This window comes from Pseudonocardia parietis (assembly GCF_017876315.1).
Classification (GTDB): Bacteria; Actinomycetota; Actinomycetes; order Mycobacteriales; family Pseudonocardiaceae; genus Pseudonocardia; species Pseudonocardia parietis.
Map to the genome: position 1 here is coordinate 3,357,197 of NZ_JAGINU010000001.1, position 15,371 is coordinate 3,372,567.

The 15,371-nt window shown below is 70.6% G+C and carries 10 protein-coding genes and 4 pseudogenes; 7 read left to right on the forward strand and 7 right to left on the reverse strand.

Translation table 11 applies throughout. The features are described 5' to 3' along the window. Window positions 1–6 precede the first annotated feature (6 nt). Window positions 7–741: an SDR family NAD(P)-dependent oxidoreductase gene (locus tag JOF36_RS15940; RefSeq protein WP_210027650.1), complete on the forward strand. Its 735-nt coding sequence runs from the start codon at window positions 7–9 to the stop codon at window positions 739–741. A gap of 854 nt (window positions 742–1,595) precedes the next feature. Here the strand turns inward: JOF36_RS15940 and JOF36_RS15945 are convergent. The 3 genes and pseudogenes from JOF36_RS15945 to JOF36_RS40895 form a co-directional block, all read right to left on the reverse strand. Beyond that, window positions 1,596–2,108, reverse strand: a complete 513-nt coding sequence (locus tag JOF36_RS15945) for a DinB family protein (protein WP_245350863.1) — start codon at window positions 2,106–2,108, stop codon at window positions 1,596–1,598. A gap of 527 nt (window positions 2,109–2,635) precedes the next feature. Then, window positions 2,636–3,394: pseudogene (locus JOF36_RS41400) on the reverse strand (CPBP family intramembrane glutamic endopeptidase); the annotation flags it as partial. Further along, window positions 3,391–3,999 carry a DUF3887 domain-containing protein gene (locus tag JOF36_RS40895; protein ID WP_307862401.1) on the reverse strand — a complete coding sequence of 203 codons (609 nt, stop codon included), beginning with the start codon at window positions 3,997–3,999 and terminating at the stop codon, window positions 3,391–3,393. The pseudogene JOF36_RS41400 and the gene JOF36_RS40895, both read right to left, overlap by 4 nt. Before the next feature lie 274 nt (window positions 4,000–4,273). Between JOF36_RS40895 and JOF36_RS15960 the strand changes: the two genes are divergently transcribed. The 3 genes from JOF36_RS15960 to JOF36_RS15975 all read left to right on the forward strand — a co-directional run bounded on the left by JOF36_RS15960 (window position 4,274) and on the right by JOF36_RS15975 (window position 8,144). Beyond that, window positions 4,274–5,923: a gamma-glutamyltransferase gene (locus JOF36_RS15960; RefSeq protein ID WP_245350864.1), complete on the forward strand. Its 1,650-nt coding sequence runs from the start codon at window positions 4,274–4,276 to the stop codon at window positions 5,921–5,923. A gap of 19 nt (window positions 5,924–5,942) precedes the next feature. Further along, window positions 5,943–7,166, forward strand: a complete 1,224-nt coding sequence (locus JOF36_RS15965; protein ID WP_210027653.1) for a metal-dependent hydrolase family protein — start codon at window positions 5,943–5,945, stop codon at window positions 7,164–7,166. Window positions 7,167–7,454: 288 nt separating this feature from the next. Further along, on the forward strand, window positions 7,455–8,144 hold the full coding sequence (locus JOF36_RS15975) for a prolyl oligopeptidase family protein (RefSeq protein ID WP_307862402.1): 690 nt from the start codon (window positions 7,455–7,457) through the stop codon (window positions 8,142–8,144). A gap of 236 nt (window positions 8,145–8,380) precedes the next feature. Here JOF36_RS15975 and JOF36_RS39040 read toward each other — a convergent pair whose 3' ends face one another. The 3 genes and pseudogenes from JOF36_RS39040 to JOF36_RS15985 form a co-directional block, all read right to left on the reverse strand. Then, window positions 8,381–8,998 (reverse strand): response regulator transcription factor, encoded by a 618-nt coding sequence (locus JOF36_RS39040; RefSeq protein ID WP_245352023.1) that lies wholly within the window; start codon window positions 8,996–8,998, stop codon window positions 8,381–8,383. 426 nt (window positions 8,999–9,424) lie between these two features. After that, window positions 9,425–10,099: pseudogene (locus JOF36_RS40900) on the reverse strand (histidine kinase); the annotation flags it as partial. Between the two features lie 59 nt (window positions 10,100–10,158). Further along, the gene (locus tag JOF36_RS15985) at window positions 10,159–10,401 is read right to left on the reverse strand and encodes a hypothetical protein (RefSeq protein WP_210027660.1); all 243 of its coding nucleotides are present in this window, start codon (window positions 10,399–10,401) and stop codon (window positions 10,159–10,161) included. A gap of 524 nt (window positions 10,402–10,925) precedes the next feature. Between JOF36_RS15985 and JOF36_RS15990 the strand changes: the two genes are divergently transcribed. The 3 genes and pseudogenes from JOF36_RS15990 to JOF36_RS40160 all read left to right on the forward strand — a co-directional run. After that, window positions 10,926–12,353: an alpha/beta hydrolase gene (locus JOF36_RS15990; RefSeq protein ID WP_307862403.1), complete on the forward strand. Its 1,428-nt coding sequence runs from the start codon at window positions 10,926–10,928 to the stop codon at window positions 12,351–12,353. A 179-nt stretch (window positions 12,354–12,532) separates the two neighbouring features. Next, window positions 12,533–13,450, forward strand: a pseudogene (locus tag JOF36_RS15995) (prolyl oligopeptidase family serine peptidase); the annotation flags it as partial. A gap of 137 nt (window positions 13,451–13,587) precedes the next feature. Then, window positions 13,588–13,776 (forward strand): annotated as a pseudogene (locus JOF36_RS40160) (prolyl oligopeptidase family serine peptidase); the annotation flags it as partial. A 129-nt stretch (window positions 13,777–13,905) separates the two neighbouring features. Here the strand turns inward: JOF36_RS40160 and JOF36_RS16000 are convergent. Then, entirely contained in the window at window positions 13,906–15,231 is a 1,326-nt protein-coding gene (locus JOF36_RS16000) for an MFS transporter (RefSeq protein WP_210027663.1), read from the reverse strand. Between the last annotated feature and the right edge of the window lie 140 nt (window positions 15,232–15,371).

The window sequence follows — 15,371 nt, forward strand, 5'->3', positions numbered from 1 at the left end:
CCCGGAATGCCCAAGGTGATCGCCGTACTCGGTGCAGGAACCGGACTCGGCACGTCCGTGGCCCGTCGATTCGGTCGCGAAGGCTTCCGCGTCGCCCTGGTGGCCCGTCGCCGTCAACAGCTGGATGCGCTCGTCGAGCAGCTGGCGGCGGACGGCATCGACGCCGCGGGCTTCACCGCCGACCTGTCCCGGCCCGCCGACGTGCCGGCGCTCATCGCGAGCATCCGCGACCGCTTCGGTCGCATCGACGTGATCGAGTACGGGCCGTTCAGCACCGAACAGAACCTTCTACCGGCCGTCGAGGTGGACGCCGAGGTGCTAGAGAAGGGCATGCCGATGTTCGTGCTGACGCCGGTGGAGGTGGTCCGCGCCGTACTACCGGAGTGGACCGAGCGGGGAGACGGTGCATTCCTCCTGACCTCAGGGGTCACAGCAGTCCACCCCGCACCCGGGCTCAGCGGCCTGGCTCCCCTGGGGGCCGCCGCGCGCAACTACCTCTTTTCGCTCCACGACGAGGTGGCCGACGCGGGCATCTACGCCGGGACCCTCTCGGTGGGGGCGGGAATTGAGCGCAGCGAGTTGAGCGCGCTCCTCGCTCGGCTCGGAACCGACGCGGGGGCGACCCCGTATCCGAGCGTCGACCCCGACGAACTTGCCGAGCAGTACTGGGACATGTACACCAAACGCGACCGGATCGAGCAGATCTACCCCAGCTCTGAGATGTCCGGTGCGCGCGAGTGACTATCTGAGTGACAACCACGAGACCACTGGCCGGACGGCCCTGGACTTCATCGGACGTCTAACCAGGAGAAACCGGAGGCTGGCAGCTCGTCACGGCGTCATGCCAGTGCCTGGCAGGCAAAGGGTCAACTACATGCCCTCGCCGGGCGGGCAGATCTCCGGGATGGGTGCACCGTGCCATCCCGTCGACCTCCCGGAGGGCGTACCGCACGGACGCCCCTGAGCGGAGCGTGGCATGGTCGGGTGCGGCTGCGGCGAGGGCCGCTCACGGGCGTCCGCACGGTCGGTCTGGCGACACTGTCGACGGGATGGCACTCGGAAGGCGTGGGGGAGCGGGCTCGCCCCCGGGTTCCCCCCGGAATTCAACGGAAAGAGCCCACGAGGGACCGTCGCCCGTGGAAGACGCGGCAGCCAGTTTATGCAGCGCACGAGGGGCAAAGACGAACGTCGGGCATCGCCGGAAGTAGTGGATCGTGTCTCCGCGGGTTCCGGGTTCGACCCCCGGGAGGCCCACCTTCCTTGCAGGCCAACCGGCCGGGTCAGCATCGCCCCCCAAGATCCACCCCCGGATTACCTTCAGGATTGCTGAACTGCTCCAGGACGCCCGCGGCGCCGGTCCGGGCGACCTTCCGGCCGAACCGACCCACCGGTGGCGAGTCCACGACCACCGACGAGTCCCGGGCGCGTCGCCTGGCTCACTCCCGACGAGGTGCGCGAGCAGATGGACCCTGCCTATGCGGTCCCAGTCCTCGACGCCCTTACTGATGTGTCGCCACTAGCAAGGCGGAGCTGGCGCAGCGAACCGGAGCTCGGGGTGGACCGCGACGTGATCGGCGCGCGCCGTCGCAGTCTGGTCAGACGCCGGTCGTGCCGTCGATGCGCTCGCGGATGAGATCGGCGTGCCCGGCGTGGCGGGCGTACTCGGCGATCATGTGAGTGTAGATCCACCGCAGCGTGACATCGCCGTCCATGAAGGGACTGGTGTCATCGAGGGCGCGGGTGGTGCAGTTGTCCCGAGCGTGGGCCACCTCGGTTTCCCATGTCGCTCGAGCTGTGTCGAATGTGGCGTCATTGGCGAGGTCGAATCCACCGTCGTGACCGTTGGTCGCGGCGTCTTGGTCGTAGATGGGTGCGGCCGGCTCGCCCAGCAGGACACGACGGAACCAGTTCCGCTCGACTTCGGCCATGTGCTGCACCAGCCCGAGCAGCGTCAGTGGGGACGGTGACACCGCGGCGGTCCGCAGCTGTTCGTCCGTGAGTCCGTCGCACTTCATCACCAGCGTGGATCGGAAAAACTCGAGCCAGCTTGCCAGCGTCGTGCGCTCGTCAGCATGGAGCGGCGGCATGGCGCGCTCGGTCATCACCATGGTCAGGGATAGTGTCATACCGCGCTGCGCAGCACTGAGCGCTTCCAGAACCAGGCCCAGCGCGACTCGCCGCGCTGAGCCGCTCTGGGTCCGATGGAGACCCCGCGCTATGGGATTCCGACCGGTTGTAGTTCGTCCCGGTGGGCAGCGTAGAACGCCTGCTCGTACTCGGCCGGCGGCTGGTCCCTGAGGTAGCCGTGCAGGCGCTGCTGGTTGTGCCAGTGCACCCAGCGGTCGCACCCACATGAGCCACCGAAGACGTCCACGTCGTCGACTACGGCCTGGCATGGGCCGACCGCGCCGTAGTCTTCGCCGACGAGGTCCGCGGCCGACCGGAGCTGGCCGACCGGGTGAACCGACCGGTGGCGACGAGCACAACGACCAGCACCAGAGGCAGAATCCAGCCGCTCCAGCCGAGGATGGTTGCCTGCGTGGTGTCGACGGTCGCGCCGGCCTGGGCGAAAAGCAGGTACGACCCGGCCGTGGCGTTGAACGCCGAGTGCCCCAGCGCCGCGGGCCACAGACCCGGACCGCAGCCGTAGCCAGCCCAGGACGGCGCCGACCAGGATGCACATCGCCGACATCGAGGCGACGGCGAGCCAGCCCGGGGCGTGCGGGTAGTTGTAGCCGAGCAGCAGGACCGGGGTGTGCCAGGTCCCCCAGACGACACCGGAGACCAGGATCGCCGGCAGCGGGCCGAGCGGCATCAGCTTCGGCAGCAGCCAGCCCCGCCACCCGATCTCCTCACCGAGCGCGGGCAGGACCCCGACGAACGCCGCCACCGGGATCAACGCGAGCTGCGCGGCGACGAGCACCCCGACCGACCCGGGTACTTGCCCGGGCCCCACCTGGTCCTGTAGCGCCTGGCGGAATCCGGACAGGCCGGTGAAGTCGGCCGGATAGACCCCGAGCAGCGCGCCTACCGGTAGCGCGAGAAGGACCATCGCCATGGACACGGCGATCCCGGCCGCGACCCAGCCGGACAGCCTCCCCAGCGGACGCAGCGGCCACAGGCCGAGTGCCCGCGCCCGGTGCAGGGGTCGCTCCACGAAGAACACAACCAGGACGGCGGCGATCGACGGGGTCGTCATCATCAGCATGGCCGTCGGGGTGAACGCGGGATCGGCGAGACCGTCGCCGATCCACAGCGGCAGCGCGACGAGCCAGGCGAGCCCGAACGCCAGGACGAGGAACGCGGCGATCGACCGCAGGTCGGGGCGATCGATGCGCCCGGTGCGGCCGACGGCCGGGCTCGTGCCCGCCCCGCTGCCCGAGGTGGAGGTCATGACGTCTCCTTCGGGAGAATGAACAGGCCGGCGATGCTGCGGTCGTCGCGGTAGCTGATTCGGGCCGTGTAGTCACCCGCCTCCAGACAGAGTCGGGTGTCGGTGACGGTCACGTCCCCGGCGCGTGCGACCTCGGGCACCCCGTGCGCCTCGAACGCGCCGGACAGGCCGACGATCTGAGCCCACGCGGCGGCGAGCGAGTCCTCGGACAGGCCGTCGCGCATCGTCGCGTCGAACCGGGCGGTGACCTGCGACCAGCGCCCGGCAGCCAGGTCCTCGACGGTCGCGACGGCCAGGTCGGCGGCGTCGGGCAGCGGGACGGTGTTCATGGGTTCTCCTGTTCGGGGGTCGAGCGGCTTGCCGTAGCGCTGGAAGGCCGCCTGCCGGGTCACGCCGAGCGCGTCGCCGATGCTCTGCCACGTCGCGCCCGCCTGTCGGGCCTCGTGCACCACAACGCGCACGACGTCCTCGGCGGCGGACCGGACGTCGAGGGCGTGGGCGATAGGACCCGCCTGGTCCCCGTCCGCGGTCAGGACGCGAGCTGCGAGCAGGGCGTCGGTGCGAGCCCGAAGCTGCCCCACCGCGTTTGTCAATTCTAGCTTCACGTTGTCAACTCTAGCTTGACATAACATCGCTCGCCATCAGTGTCTTAAGTGGCGCACGTCCCGACGGCTTGACCCGCCCGCGACGGCACGGCCTGGACTTCGGCCGCCCCGGGCATGAGAAGGAGCTGAAGTTGCGCTTCCGCAGCACGCGTCGTCAGGGAGAACGGGCGGGGGTGGGGCCAGCTACCCCCTTCGACAGACGTCGCACGAACGCAACGGTCGGCGCTACGGTTGCCCCTGGCCCGACCCGATCTCTGCGGGCATCGTGACCCGCATGGTCATTAGCGGACGGGGCCGCGTCGGCCCCAAGTCTCCGATCACCGGTTCGCACGCGGTCGCGTCCAGTCAACATGCCGTCGTCACCGACACGATGCTGGACACCATGCGGGACGGCGGTAACGCCGTCGACGCCGCGATCGCCGGGTGCATGGTCCAGGCGGTTGTCCAGCAGGACATGACCAATCACGCGGGGACGGTCACCGCGCTGGTGCACGAGGCGGGCAGCGGCCGGACGTTCGAGCTCAACAGCGGTGGAACGATCGTGCCGGGCCTGCCGCGGTTCGCGCCGGTTCCGATGGGCAAGGGCCTCTACGCCCCGGCGCCCGGCGTGCCGATGGCGGTGATCCCGGGATTCATGCCCGGGATCAAGGCGCTCTACGAGCGGTTCGCCACGAAGCCGTGGGCGCAGCTGTGCGAGTCGGCCGTCGACCGGGCGGAGCAGGGGCACGAGGTGACTTCGTTCGAGCACCTGGTGATGGCCCAGACGGTCGAATTCTTCCTCTACACCGAGTCCGGACGCCGCCACTTCACCCCCGACGGGCACCTGCCCCAGGTCGGCGACCGCTGGGCGTCGGCCGAACTCGCCGCCACCATGCGCAAGGTCGCAGCCGAGGGCCCCGACCACTTCATCACCGGTGAGTGGGCCGAGCAGTTCGTCGCCAGGGCCAACGCGCTCGGCTGGGCGATCAAGCCCGAGCACATGAGCGAGATCCCGCCGCGCTGGTCGGACCCCTACACGTGGACGCACAAGGGCCACACGATCGTGCAGCAGTCGCCGCCGGAACGTCAGGGCGTGTTCTGCCAGATCGTGCTCGGCATGCTCGCCGAGCTCGACGTCACCTCGCTCGGACACTGGTCGGAATCGGCGGAGTCGCTCTACTACCTGGCCCATGCGCTGCGCCGGGCCGGCCTGGAGACCGGCCTGCTCAACGACCCGACCGTGTTCGGCGACGCCGGCGCCGCCATGACGACGCCCGAGATGATCGCCGGTTTCGCCCGGATCCTGCGCGACGCACGCTCACACACCGACCTGACCCAGCACATCGCGCTCACCCGCGGGCTCCCTGCCGTGGCGGCCTCCGGTGCGTCCAAGCAGCCCGCCGGCAGCTGTGAGCTGTCCATCGTGGATCAGCACGGCAACTGGGTGCAGATGATGAACACGCTGCAGGGCAGCGGGATCCCGGGCGAGGTGGTCGGCGGCGTCCCGATGGTGGGCAGCCACGCCATGAACGGCCTCACCTCGGGGATCGAGGGCTGGCACGTCGGAGGCGGACGTGTCCGGTCGATTCTGTCCAACACGATGGTGCTGCGCGACGGCGCCCCGCGGCTTGCGCTCGGGTCCCCCGGCAACGTGCACTGCACCGTCCCCCAGGTGCTGTCCAACATCCTGGACTTCGGGATGGATCCCTACGACGCCGATGACGCGCCGCGCTGCCTGCCCTACTCCGACGACCACACGATCTCGATCGAGAGCCGGGTGTCCCCGGAGGTGCCCGACGGGCTGGCCCGGATGGGCGTGCTGCTCAACCCGTTGCCCGCCTACGACTATCACATGGGTACCTACCAGATGAGCTGGCGCTCCGACGACGGTGTCCTGCACGGCTGTACCGGACCGCGCCGCGAGGGCGTGGCGGCCGGGTTCTGAGGAGAGAAGGAGAGCTCACATGTGGTTGATCGGTGCCACCGTCGTCGACGGCACGGGCAGTGACCCGCAGACCGGCCGGGCCGTGCTCGTCGAGGACGGCCGGATCGCGGCCGTCGGCGACGCCCCGCCTTCCGGGGCCGACGCCGTCGACTGTGCCGGGTTGACGCTGACCCCGGGCCTGATCGACGCCCACGTCCATTTCGGATTGTCCAGTCCGATCGATGCCAGCGTCACGCACGGGGTGTCGGTCGCGGAGCTGGCCGCGGACATGTTCGAGAACTGTCGCCGGACCCTGGCGTCCGGGTTCACGACGGTGCGCGACACCGGGGGCATCGACGCCGGCCTCGTGGGGGTCGTGGCCGCCGGGAAGGTCGCCGGGCCGCGGATCTTGTGTGCCGGCCCGGTGCTGTGCCAGTCCGGTGGGCACGGGCACATGGCCCCCGAGTGGGAGCCCACCGCCGACTGGTCCGACCACGACATCCCCGGACTGCGCGCGCTGTCGCTGCTCTGTGACGGGCCCGAGGAGATGCGCAAGGGAGCCCGGGAGGCGTTCCGTCGCGGCGCGGACTTCCTCAAGCTCTGCGTCACCGGCGGGGTGGTCTCCCGCCACGACAAGCTCACCGACACCCAGTTCGGCGTCGACGAGATCGCGGCCGCGGTCGCGGAGGCGAGCGCGCGCGGCACCTACGTGACCGTGCACGCGCACAACAACGACGGCATCCGCAACGCGATCGCCGCCGGCGTCCGCTGCGTCGAGCACGGCTCGCAGATCGACGACGAGACCGCCGCTCTGATGGCCGAGCACGACGTCGCCCACGTGCCGACGCTCGCCGTTGTGGAGGCCCTGCTCGAGGACTCGACCGATGCCGGCCTGCCGGCGAGAATCGCCGACCGGGTGGGCGTCGCGAAGCAGGGCCAGATCGACGCGATCCACGCCTCCCGCCGGGCCGGGGTGCGCATCGGCTCGGGCTCGGACCTGATCGGCCCCGGTCAGGACAACCGCGGCCGGGAGCTGCTGCTGCGCTCCGAGGTCGAGTCGCCGATGGCAGCACTGGTCTCGGCCACCAGCGTCAACGCCGACATCCTCGGCATCGGCGACGAGGTCGGCACGGTCGAGGCCGGCAAGCGCGCCGACCTGGTCGCCTTCCGGGACAACCCGCTGGAGGACCCGAAGGTGTTCGCGGACCCGGGCGCCGTCGCGCTCGTCGTGCAGGGCGGGCGCGTCGTGCGCGACGAGCGCTGACCACGCAGGCGCAGACGCGCGTGTCACCGACGACCTCGACGTGCTGGCCGGCGTCGAGTTCCCCGATCCGTACCGCTGGCTCGAGGGTGACGGGCCCGAGGTGGACCGCTGGCAGGACGAGCAGGGCGAGGCCGCAGCGGTGTACGTGCGGGACTGGCCGCACTTCGAGCGGCTGCGCGAGTCGGTGGCGCGGTTCTCCACCGCGCGCTTCGAGCCACTGCCCCGCGAGGCAGCGGACCACTGGTTCCGCACCAACACCCCGGAGGGCGCCGCCCAGGCCGGGTGGTGGTGGCCGACGAGCCGTACGGGCCGGGGCGGGTGCTGTTCGACCCGGTCACCGAGGACCCGGACCGGCCGCCGTTCGTGTCCTGGATCTCTCCGTCACCGGACGGCTGGACCCTCGCGGTGGGGGTGTGCTCCGGCGGCAGTGAGCAGAACACGATCCGGCTCGTCGACGTCCCGACCGGCGCCGTGCTGCCCGGTGCGCCGCCACAGACGCTGATGGACAACTGGACCGGCGGCGCGCACTGGCTGCCCGACTCCAGCGGCTTCTACTTCGCCGCGATCGAGGGTGCCGCGATCGACCTGTCGAACCGCGTCTGGGTGCACCGCGGGGAATCGACGACCGAGGTCGGAGTCGACTGGCTCCCTGGCAACGACTACCGCATGGTCGTCGTGTCCGGCGACGGTCGGCACGCGGTTGCCGTGCAGCGGATCATGAACCCGGTCCCGGTGGCCGTGGCACGCCTGGACGGCGGCGATCTCGAGTGGCGCCCGTTCGTCACCGGGGTCGATGCCACCGTCGCCGGGCACCTGTGCGGCGACGCGTGGATCGCGGTCACCGACGTCGACGCGCCCCGCGGACGGGTGGTGCGATCCCATTACGCGGGCCCCCGATCCCCGGCCAGGGCGATCACGTCAGCGTTGCGGGGTGCGCACACGACGGCCGCGACTCATCCGCTGAGCGCGGCGTCCTGATTGCAGAATCAGTGCGACAAGCGAGCCTCTTCGTGGTGCGTCTGCGGCCGGCGTGAGCGCGGTCACGCGGGTCGACGAGCAGGCAGCGGTGTGGCCGCGGCCATGAGCTGACTCTCCGGTCCGCTCTTGCAGACCCGAGCCGCGCGTTGCGGTACTCGACCCGTAGTGACCGCCTACGGGGGTGACCGCGGTCGTGTGTACATCGAAAAGGTGACGTGCCGCGCTTGCGCGAGGTATCACAGCCAGCCTCGTTCGCGCGCGAGTCGGGCGGCGTCGTGCCGGGTCCGGGTACCGGTCTTCTGCATCGCGCTGGAGAGGTAGTTGCGCACGGTGCCGGGGGCGAGGTGCAGTCTGCGTGCGATGTGCCTGACCGAGTAGCCCTCGCGGGTCTCGAGCAGCGTGTCGAGCTCGCGGTCGGTGAGCGGGCAGTCGTCGACGACGGAGGCCTCGAGGACCTCGTAGGCGATCCAGCGTCGCCCGGCATGCAGCTCGTGGACGACCCCGACGATCTCCTCGGGATCGGCGCTCTTGCTCATGAACCCCTGCACACCGAGCTTCAGCGCCCGCCGCAGGACACCTGGCCGGGCGTGCCGGGTGAGCATGAGGACGGTCTGGCCGGGGCGCTCGTCGGTGATCGCGGTGACTGCTTCGAGGCCGTTCATGCCGGGCATCTCGAGGTCGATGACGAGCACGTCGGGGCGGTGCCGCAGGGTCACGTCCACCGCGTCGGCACCGTTCTCGGGCTGTGCGACGACCGTGATGGTGCCGTCGAGAGGAAGTAGCGATGCCAGTGCGGCGCGCAGGAGGTTCTCGTCGTCGGCGAGGACGATCCGGATCGGGTCATCGCCGGTCATCACGCCCCCCGTCGTGGTCGGCGGGCGACAGCGATGAGTCAGCGGCGCACCGGGGGGCGAGGTCCGCGGCGACGCGAAGTGTCCCGGCGTTCGTGTGATCCGCAGGGAGCCTCCGGTGGTCTCCACCCGGTCGCGCAGGCGGGCGAGCCCGCGCAGGTCGGGTTCCCCCGCCGGCTCGGCGGTCACTCCGTCGTTGGCGATCTCCAGCCGGGTCGGCGACGTGGTGATCGATACGATCGTCGGGCGGGCGTGGCGGAGCAGGTTCGTGGTGGCCTCGCGCAGCACCTGGGCCAGGAGCGGGTGTGCGACTGCTCGGTTGCCGGGGTCGTGGTGGGCCTCGACGGCGATCCCCGTCGCCTCGCAGATGCGTGTGGCGTTCTCGAGTTCGGTGGCCAGATTCAGCTCGTGGCGCGCGTAGGCGAGCTCTCTCGTCTTGGCGATGGCGTCATCGACGAGCTGCCGGATCTCGACGAGTTCGGCATCGGCACGATCGGGATCGGTGCGGACCATGGTCTGTGCGTGGGCGGTCTTCAGCTTGATCACGTGCAGGGAATGCCCCTGGATGTCGTGCAGGTCGCCGGCGAACCGCACTCGCTCGCGAGCGGTGGCCAACTCCGCTTCCGTTCCCTGCGCGCGTTTCAGGCGTCGCACGATGAGCCACGCCTGCTCGCTCGCGATGATGACGCAGGCGACGAACAGCGTGCCCACGGCCGGGAGGACGACGTAGGCGCTCGCGAGCGACCAGGCCGGCGGGTGGGTGAGCAGCGCTGTGGCACCCATCAGAGCGACACCCAGCGAGAAGGCGACGACGGAGAGCAGCTTGCGGTTCGGCAGCCGTGCCAGTAGGAGCACTCCCACCAGAGCGAACGGCACGAAGTTGATCGGGCTGCTGGTGGTGAGGGCGCCGACGAGCCAGTTGGCGCCGGTGAACATGAGGGCGAAGACGGCGCGACGCGGATACCCGTCCAGATTCCATTCCCTGAGCACACCGAGGGCCAGCAGCAACCCCGTCGCGATGATCAGCCCCTCCCACCAGGAGGTCGCCGTGAGCGCGACGCCGACGATGCACAGTGGAGCGATCGCGGCGACCGCGCTGATCATCGCGATCCGTCGTACGCGCCCGATCTCCGCTGCGCCGTCCGGGCCGTGGTCGTCGACGATCAGACTCGACTCCTTCCGCCCTGCCGCTTGATGGCCCTGCCGACCGGCGCCTTCGCGACCAGCGCCACGACGAGCACGACCAACGCCACGTACAGCAGCGACGGATACTGCAGGAAGAACGAGGTGATCGCCTCGGGCAGGACGGTGAACAGCCCGGTGTCGAAGTGCAGCCCGACGTAGGCGAGAACAACGGCCACGGCGAGGATCGTCACGAGGTTGAGGACCACGTCCAGGAACTTCATGGCGTGAACGATTCCCTATGCCCTCCGGCCGGGGTAGTGACACCACGTCACACATGTGAGTGACCTCTTGCCACTGCGCCGCACACCCGCACTGGGTTGCAATAGACACCACCAGGCCGAACATCAAGCCTGGTCAGGGCCAGGTGCGCTGTCCGAATGCTCCCCAGAACACCATTGGGTGCCGTCCGGGCCGAATCCTTGACCATGCCGTTACGGCACTTGGTGCAATTCGAGCCGGTTAGGCGGAGCTCGTTCCGCCAGCCGCTAGCAGGAGGTGCAGGATCGTGTCTTCAGGCCTGAAGTCGGCCGGCGACGTTCCGACGAGAGGGAGCCGGCCACCCAGCGGTGGCCGGCGGAAAGCCGCATCGAAGGGCATCGCGATTCTCGCCGCATCGGCCATTGCGCTGACCGGTTGCGCGGGTGCAGCGCCCACGGCGTCGGCGCAGCCCGGTCCGCCTGCACCGGCTCCCGCCCCGATCGCCTGGAGCGAGTGCGGGCCGAACCGCGACTGCGCCACCGTCGAGGTGCCGTTGGAGTACACCGAGCCGGAGGGAGAGCAGATCCCGATCGCGGTGATGCGGCACCGGGCCACCGATCCCGCGCAGCGCATCGGGAGCCTGTTCTTCAACCCGGGCGGGCCGGCGGTCCCGGCCGTCCAGCAGGTGACGTCGATCGACGCCGCCACGGGCGCTGGTATGTTCTCACCGGCCGTGCTCGCGCGGTTCGACGTCATCGGCATGGACCCGCGCGGCGTCGGTGAGTCCGGCGAGGTCCGGTGCCTCACCGACGAGCAGCGGGCCGCGCGTGCGAGTGCCGATCTCGACCCGACCGTGCCCGGCGGGAAGCCACTCGCGGAACTGCAGGCGGACGCCACGGAGCTGGCCGAGGGCTGCCTGGCCCACCAGAGTCCCGAGTTCCTGGCGAGCTTGTCCACCGACAACGTTGCCCGCGACATGGACCAGGTCCGTGCCGCGATCGGCGAGGAGAAGATCACCTACTACGGGGTCTCGTACGGCACGGTGCCCGGCCCCATGTACGCCACGCTGTTCCCCGACCGCGTCCGGCAGATGGTCCTGGACGCGCCCGTCGACACCGAGCTCTGGCACAACGACCGGCTCGCCCTGCTCGACGACGTCGACCAGGCCAACGAGACGACCCTCGCCGCGTGGTTCGACACCTGCCGCACCGAGGGGGTGCAGGTGTGCCCCTTCGGCGACGGTAACCCGGAGGCCGCCTTCGACGCGCTGATCGCCCAGCTCGAAGCACATCCGCTCCAGGTCGCGCCGGTCGAGGGCCTGGCACCGGGGGGCACGCTCGACGGCGCCGTGGCGCTCGAGGCCGTCCGGTCCGGTGCCGGCGCGCGGTCCTTCTGGCCGATCCTCACCGCGGGCCTGATGAGTGCGCAGCAGGGCGACGGCACCGCCCTGCACTTTTTGATGTCGATCGTCACCGTCGCGCCTTTCGGCGCTCCACTCGCCATCTATCAGGAGGCCCACAACGCGGTGCGCTGCGTGGACTGGCAGGCACCGACCGACATCGCGGCGCACACCGCGGCCGCCACCGAGATCACCGAACGCGGCGGGCGGATGGGTTACCGCGCTGCCTACAGCGCACTGAACTGCGCCGCGTGGCCGGTACAGAACGACGACCCCGTCACCGGGCCCCTCACCGGCGCAGGCGCCCCGCCCATCCTGGTAGTCGGTGGACGCCTGGACCCTGTGTCCCCCCACCATTGGGCCGAGGCCACGGCGAACGACCTGGAGTCCGCCGTCCTGCTCACCCGTGAGGGCGTCGGCCACGGCTCCTACCGCACCAGCGGCGCGTGCATCGACACGGCCGTGGACGCCACGCTGATCGACGGGGACCTTCCCGCCGACGGCGCCGTGTGCACCCCGGAGGACCCGACCACGACCAAACCCGCCGCGGGCCCCGGCGGGAACACCGGGCAGTAGCCCAGCGCCCCGGTCAGGGAACGTTGGTGCGGGAATCCGCAGCTCGACCGCGGAACTCGTCCGTAGTGAACGTCGCTCGACGGCCGCTCGGCCAGAAGGGCACGATTCAACTACGCAACGACTACCGCATGGTCGTCGTGTCCGGCGACGGTCGGCACGCGGTTGCCGTGCAGCGGATCATGAACCCGGTCCCGGTGGCCGTGGCACGCCTGGACGGCGGCGATCTCGAGTGGCGCCCGTTCGTCACCGGGGTCGATGCCACCGTCGCCGGGCACCTGTGCGGCGACGCGTGGATCGCGGTCACCGACGTCGACGCGCCCCGCGGACGGGTGGTGCGGATCCCGCTCGACAGTCCGGACCCGGACGACCCGTCGGCCTGGGAGGAGATCGTCCCGGAGGCCGAGGCCCTGCTGCGGTCGGTGACACCGGTCGGGGACGTGCTCTACCTCGCCGAGCTCGTCGATACCTACGCCCGGGTCCGGATCGTCGACCGATCCGGGGAACCGTGTGGGGAGGTGCCGTTGCCGGGCCGGGGCGCCCTCGTCGAGCTGCCGTTCCCGATGATGAACATGGCGACCGCGGCCCCGACCGGTGCGTACACGTTCGCGTTCTCGACGCTCGCGTCCTCGGCCGGCACGTATCGGCACCACCCGGGCGCCGATGGCCTGGAGGTCCTCCGCGAACCTGGCGTGTCGATCGAGGACGGCGTGGTCGAGGACCACTGGGCGACGTCGGCGGACGGCACCCGGGTCCCGTTCCACACCGTGCGCAGGGCCGAGGCCACGCTGGACCGACCGCGTCCGGCGATGATCTACGCCTACGGCGGTTCCAACGCTCCCTGGGTGCCGTCGTTCCCCGGGCCGATGGCCGCATTCGTCGCGGCGGGTGGCGTGTTCGTGCACGGCCACCTGCGCGGCGGCGCGGAGTTCGGCCGTGACTGGTGGGAGGGCGGCCGGCTCCGGAACGAGCAGAACAGCTACGCCGACCTCTACGCCATCGCCGAGACACTGATCTCCGACGGCGTCACCGACCCGTCGCTGCTCGCCGTGACCGGAGGCTCGAACGGCGGCCTGATGGCCGAGGTGGCCGCGACCCAGCGCCCCGGCCTGTGGGCGGCGGCGATCCCCCGCGTCCCGCTGCTCGACGTGGTCGGCGCCTGCCGGGACGGCTACGGGCGCGGCGGGTGGTCCAGGCCGAGTTCGGCGATCCGGCCGACCCGGACGAGGCGCGTCGGATGGCGAGCTTCTCCCCGTACCACCTGGTCTCCGACAACATCGCCTACCCTGCCGTGTACCTCGACTCGGGCGACACCGATCCGCGCTACCCGCCGTGGCACGCCCGCAAGTTCACCGCCCGGATGCGGGCCGCGAGCAGGGCCAGCACGCCGATCCTGCTGCACATCTGGCGCAACGTCGGCCACGGCTGGGCCACCGACAAGGACGTGGCGCTCATCGAGAACACCGAGTGGCTGGCCTTCACCATGAAGGTGCCCGGCCTCGAGCTGAGGGGAGGCGCCGACCGGCTCGGTCGGCGCCTCCTCTCCGTGCTGTCCCTACGACGTGACGACACCGGTGCGCAGGTCGCTCCCGCGCGTCTCCGGAATGGCCCGGAAGATCACCGGCAGCGCGATCAGCGCCAGTGCCGTGGCGTAGAAGGCCGGGGCCAGCAGGCTGCCGCTGGCATCGACGAGCGCCTGGCTCACCAGCGGCGCGGTCCCGGCGAACAGGGCGTAGGCCACGTTGTAGGGCAACGCCATCCCGGTGTAGCGCACGTCGGCGGGCAGCATCTCCAACACGGCCATGCCTCCGGCGCCCAGCAGCGACACGACGATGAGCAGGGCGAGCATCGCGAACACGATCGCCACCATGCTTCTCGTCCCGATCAACAGGTAGGCGGGGACGAGCACGACGACCGCACCGACGGCCCCCGCCCGCACGAGGGGACGCCGGCCGACCCGGTCAGCCACCGACCCGAACACCGGCCCCACGAACGCCGCGAACAACGTCAGGCCGGTGATGACCGTCAACGCGGCGCTCGAGCTGATACCGCCCGCCTGCGCGAGGTAGGTGGGCATGTAGCCCAGGAACATGTGCGTGATCACCCCGACCACGCCGAAGAAGCACAGCAGCACCAGCATCGTCCGCCAGCGCTCGCGCAGCATCCGGCCGAGCCCCGGGCGGCGCGCCCCGCCGTCCTCCTTGAGCTCGGTGAACACCGGGGTCTCGTCCACCCCGAGCCGCAGGAGCAGCCCGACCAGCGACAGCAACCCGCCGAACACGAACGTCCAGCGCCACGCGCCGGCGGCGAAGGCGTCGCCCGCCACCGTCTGGAAGACCACGATGGTCAGCGTCGCCCCGGCGGCACCGAGCATCGTCGAGCTGCCGACCACTGCCATCCAGAGCATGCGGCGCCGGGGCGGGGCGTGCTCGAGCCCGAACGTCAGCGCCCCGGTGTACTCGCCGCCGGCGGAGAACCCCTGTGCCAGCCTGCAGACCATGAGCAGGATCGGCGCCGCGATGCCGATGGCCGACCAGCTGGGCAGCAGCCCGATCGCCGCGGTCGCCGCGCCCATCAGCAGCACCGACGCACTCAGCGCGGTGCGCCGGCCCATCCGGTCACCGATGCGGCCGAACACGACCGCGCCGGCCGGACGTGCGACGAACGCGACACCGTAGATCGCGAACGTCGCGAGCAGCCCCGACGAGCCGCTGTCGGCGGGGAAGAACGTCGCGGCGATCACCACGGCGGAGAACCCGTACAACGTGAAGTCGAACCACTCCACGAAGTTCCCCGACGCCCCGGCCAGCATGATTCGTGCCGGCGACTGTCGTCGCCTCGCACGCACCTCGTCACCGTGCTCGGAAACGGTCTCCGTCATCGCAGGCCCTCCTCGGTTCGCACGCCACGGCGCAATCGGTGCACAGAGCATCGCCGTCCGGCCGGCGTGGGCAGAGAGCCGGATGTCACCGATAGCGCGATGTCAGTGCGACACCTGTCGAACGCCGGGCGAGCTGGCAC

What these genes read in the sequence shown, in the direction of transcription:
- JOF36_RS15960 (WP_245350864.1), top strand. Translation starts at nt 4,274, where the DNA reads ATGGTCATTAGCGGACGGGGCCGCGTCGGCCCCAAGTCTCCGATCACC.
- JOF36_RS15940 (WP_210027650.1), top strand. Translation starts at nt 7, where the DNA reads ATGCCCAAGGTGATCGCCGTACTCGGTGCAGGAACCGGACTCGGCACG.
- JOF36_RS15945 (WP_245350863.1), bottom strand. Translation starts at nt 2,108, where the DNA reads ATGGTGATGACCGAGCGCGCCATGCCGCCGCTCCATGCTGACGAGCGC.
- JOF36_RS15985 (WP_210027660.1), bottom strand. Translation starts at nt 10,401, where the DNA reads ATGAAGTTCCTGGACGTGGTCCTCAACCTCGTGACGATCCTCGCCGTG.
- JOF36_RS15965 (WP_210027653.1), top strand. Translation starts at nt 5,943, where the DNA reads ATGTGGTTGATCGGTGCCACCGTCGTCGACGGCACGGGCAGTGACCCG.
- JOF36_RS39040 (WP_245352023.1), bottom strand. Translation starts at nt 8,998, where the DNA reads ATGACCGGCGATGACCCGATCCGGATCGTCCTCGCCGACGACGAGAAC.
- JOF36_RS16000 (WP_210027663.1), bottom strand. Translation starts at nt 15,231, where the DNA reads ATGACGGAGACCGTTTCCGAGCACGGTGACGAGGTGCGTGCGAGGCGA.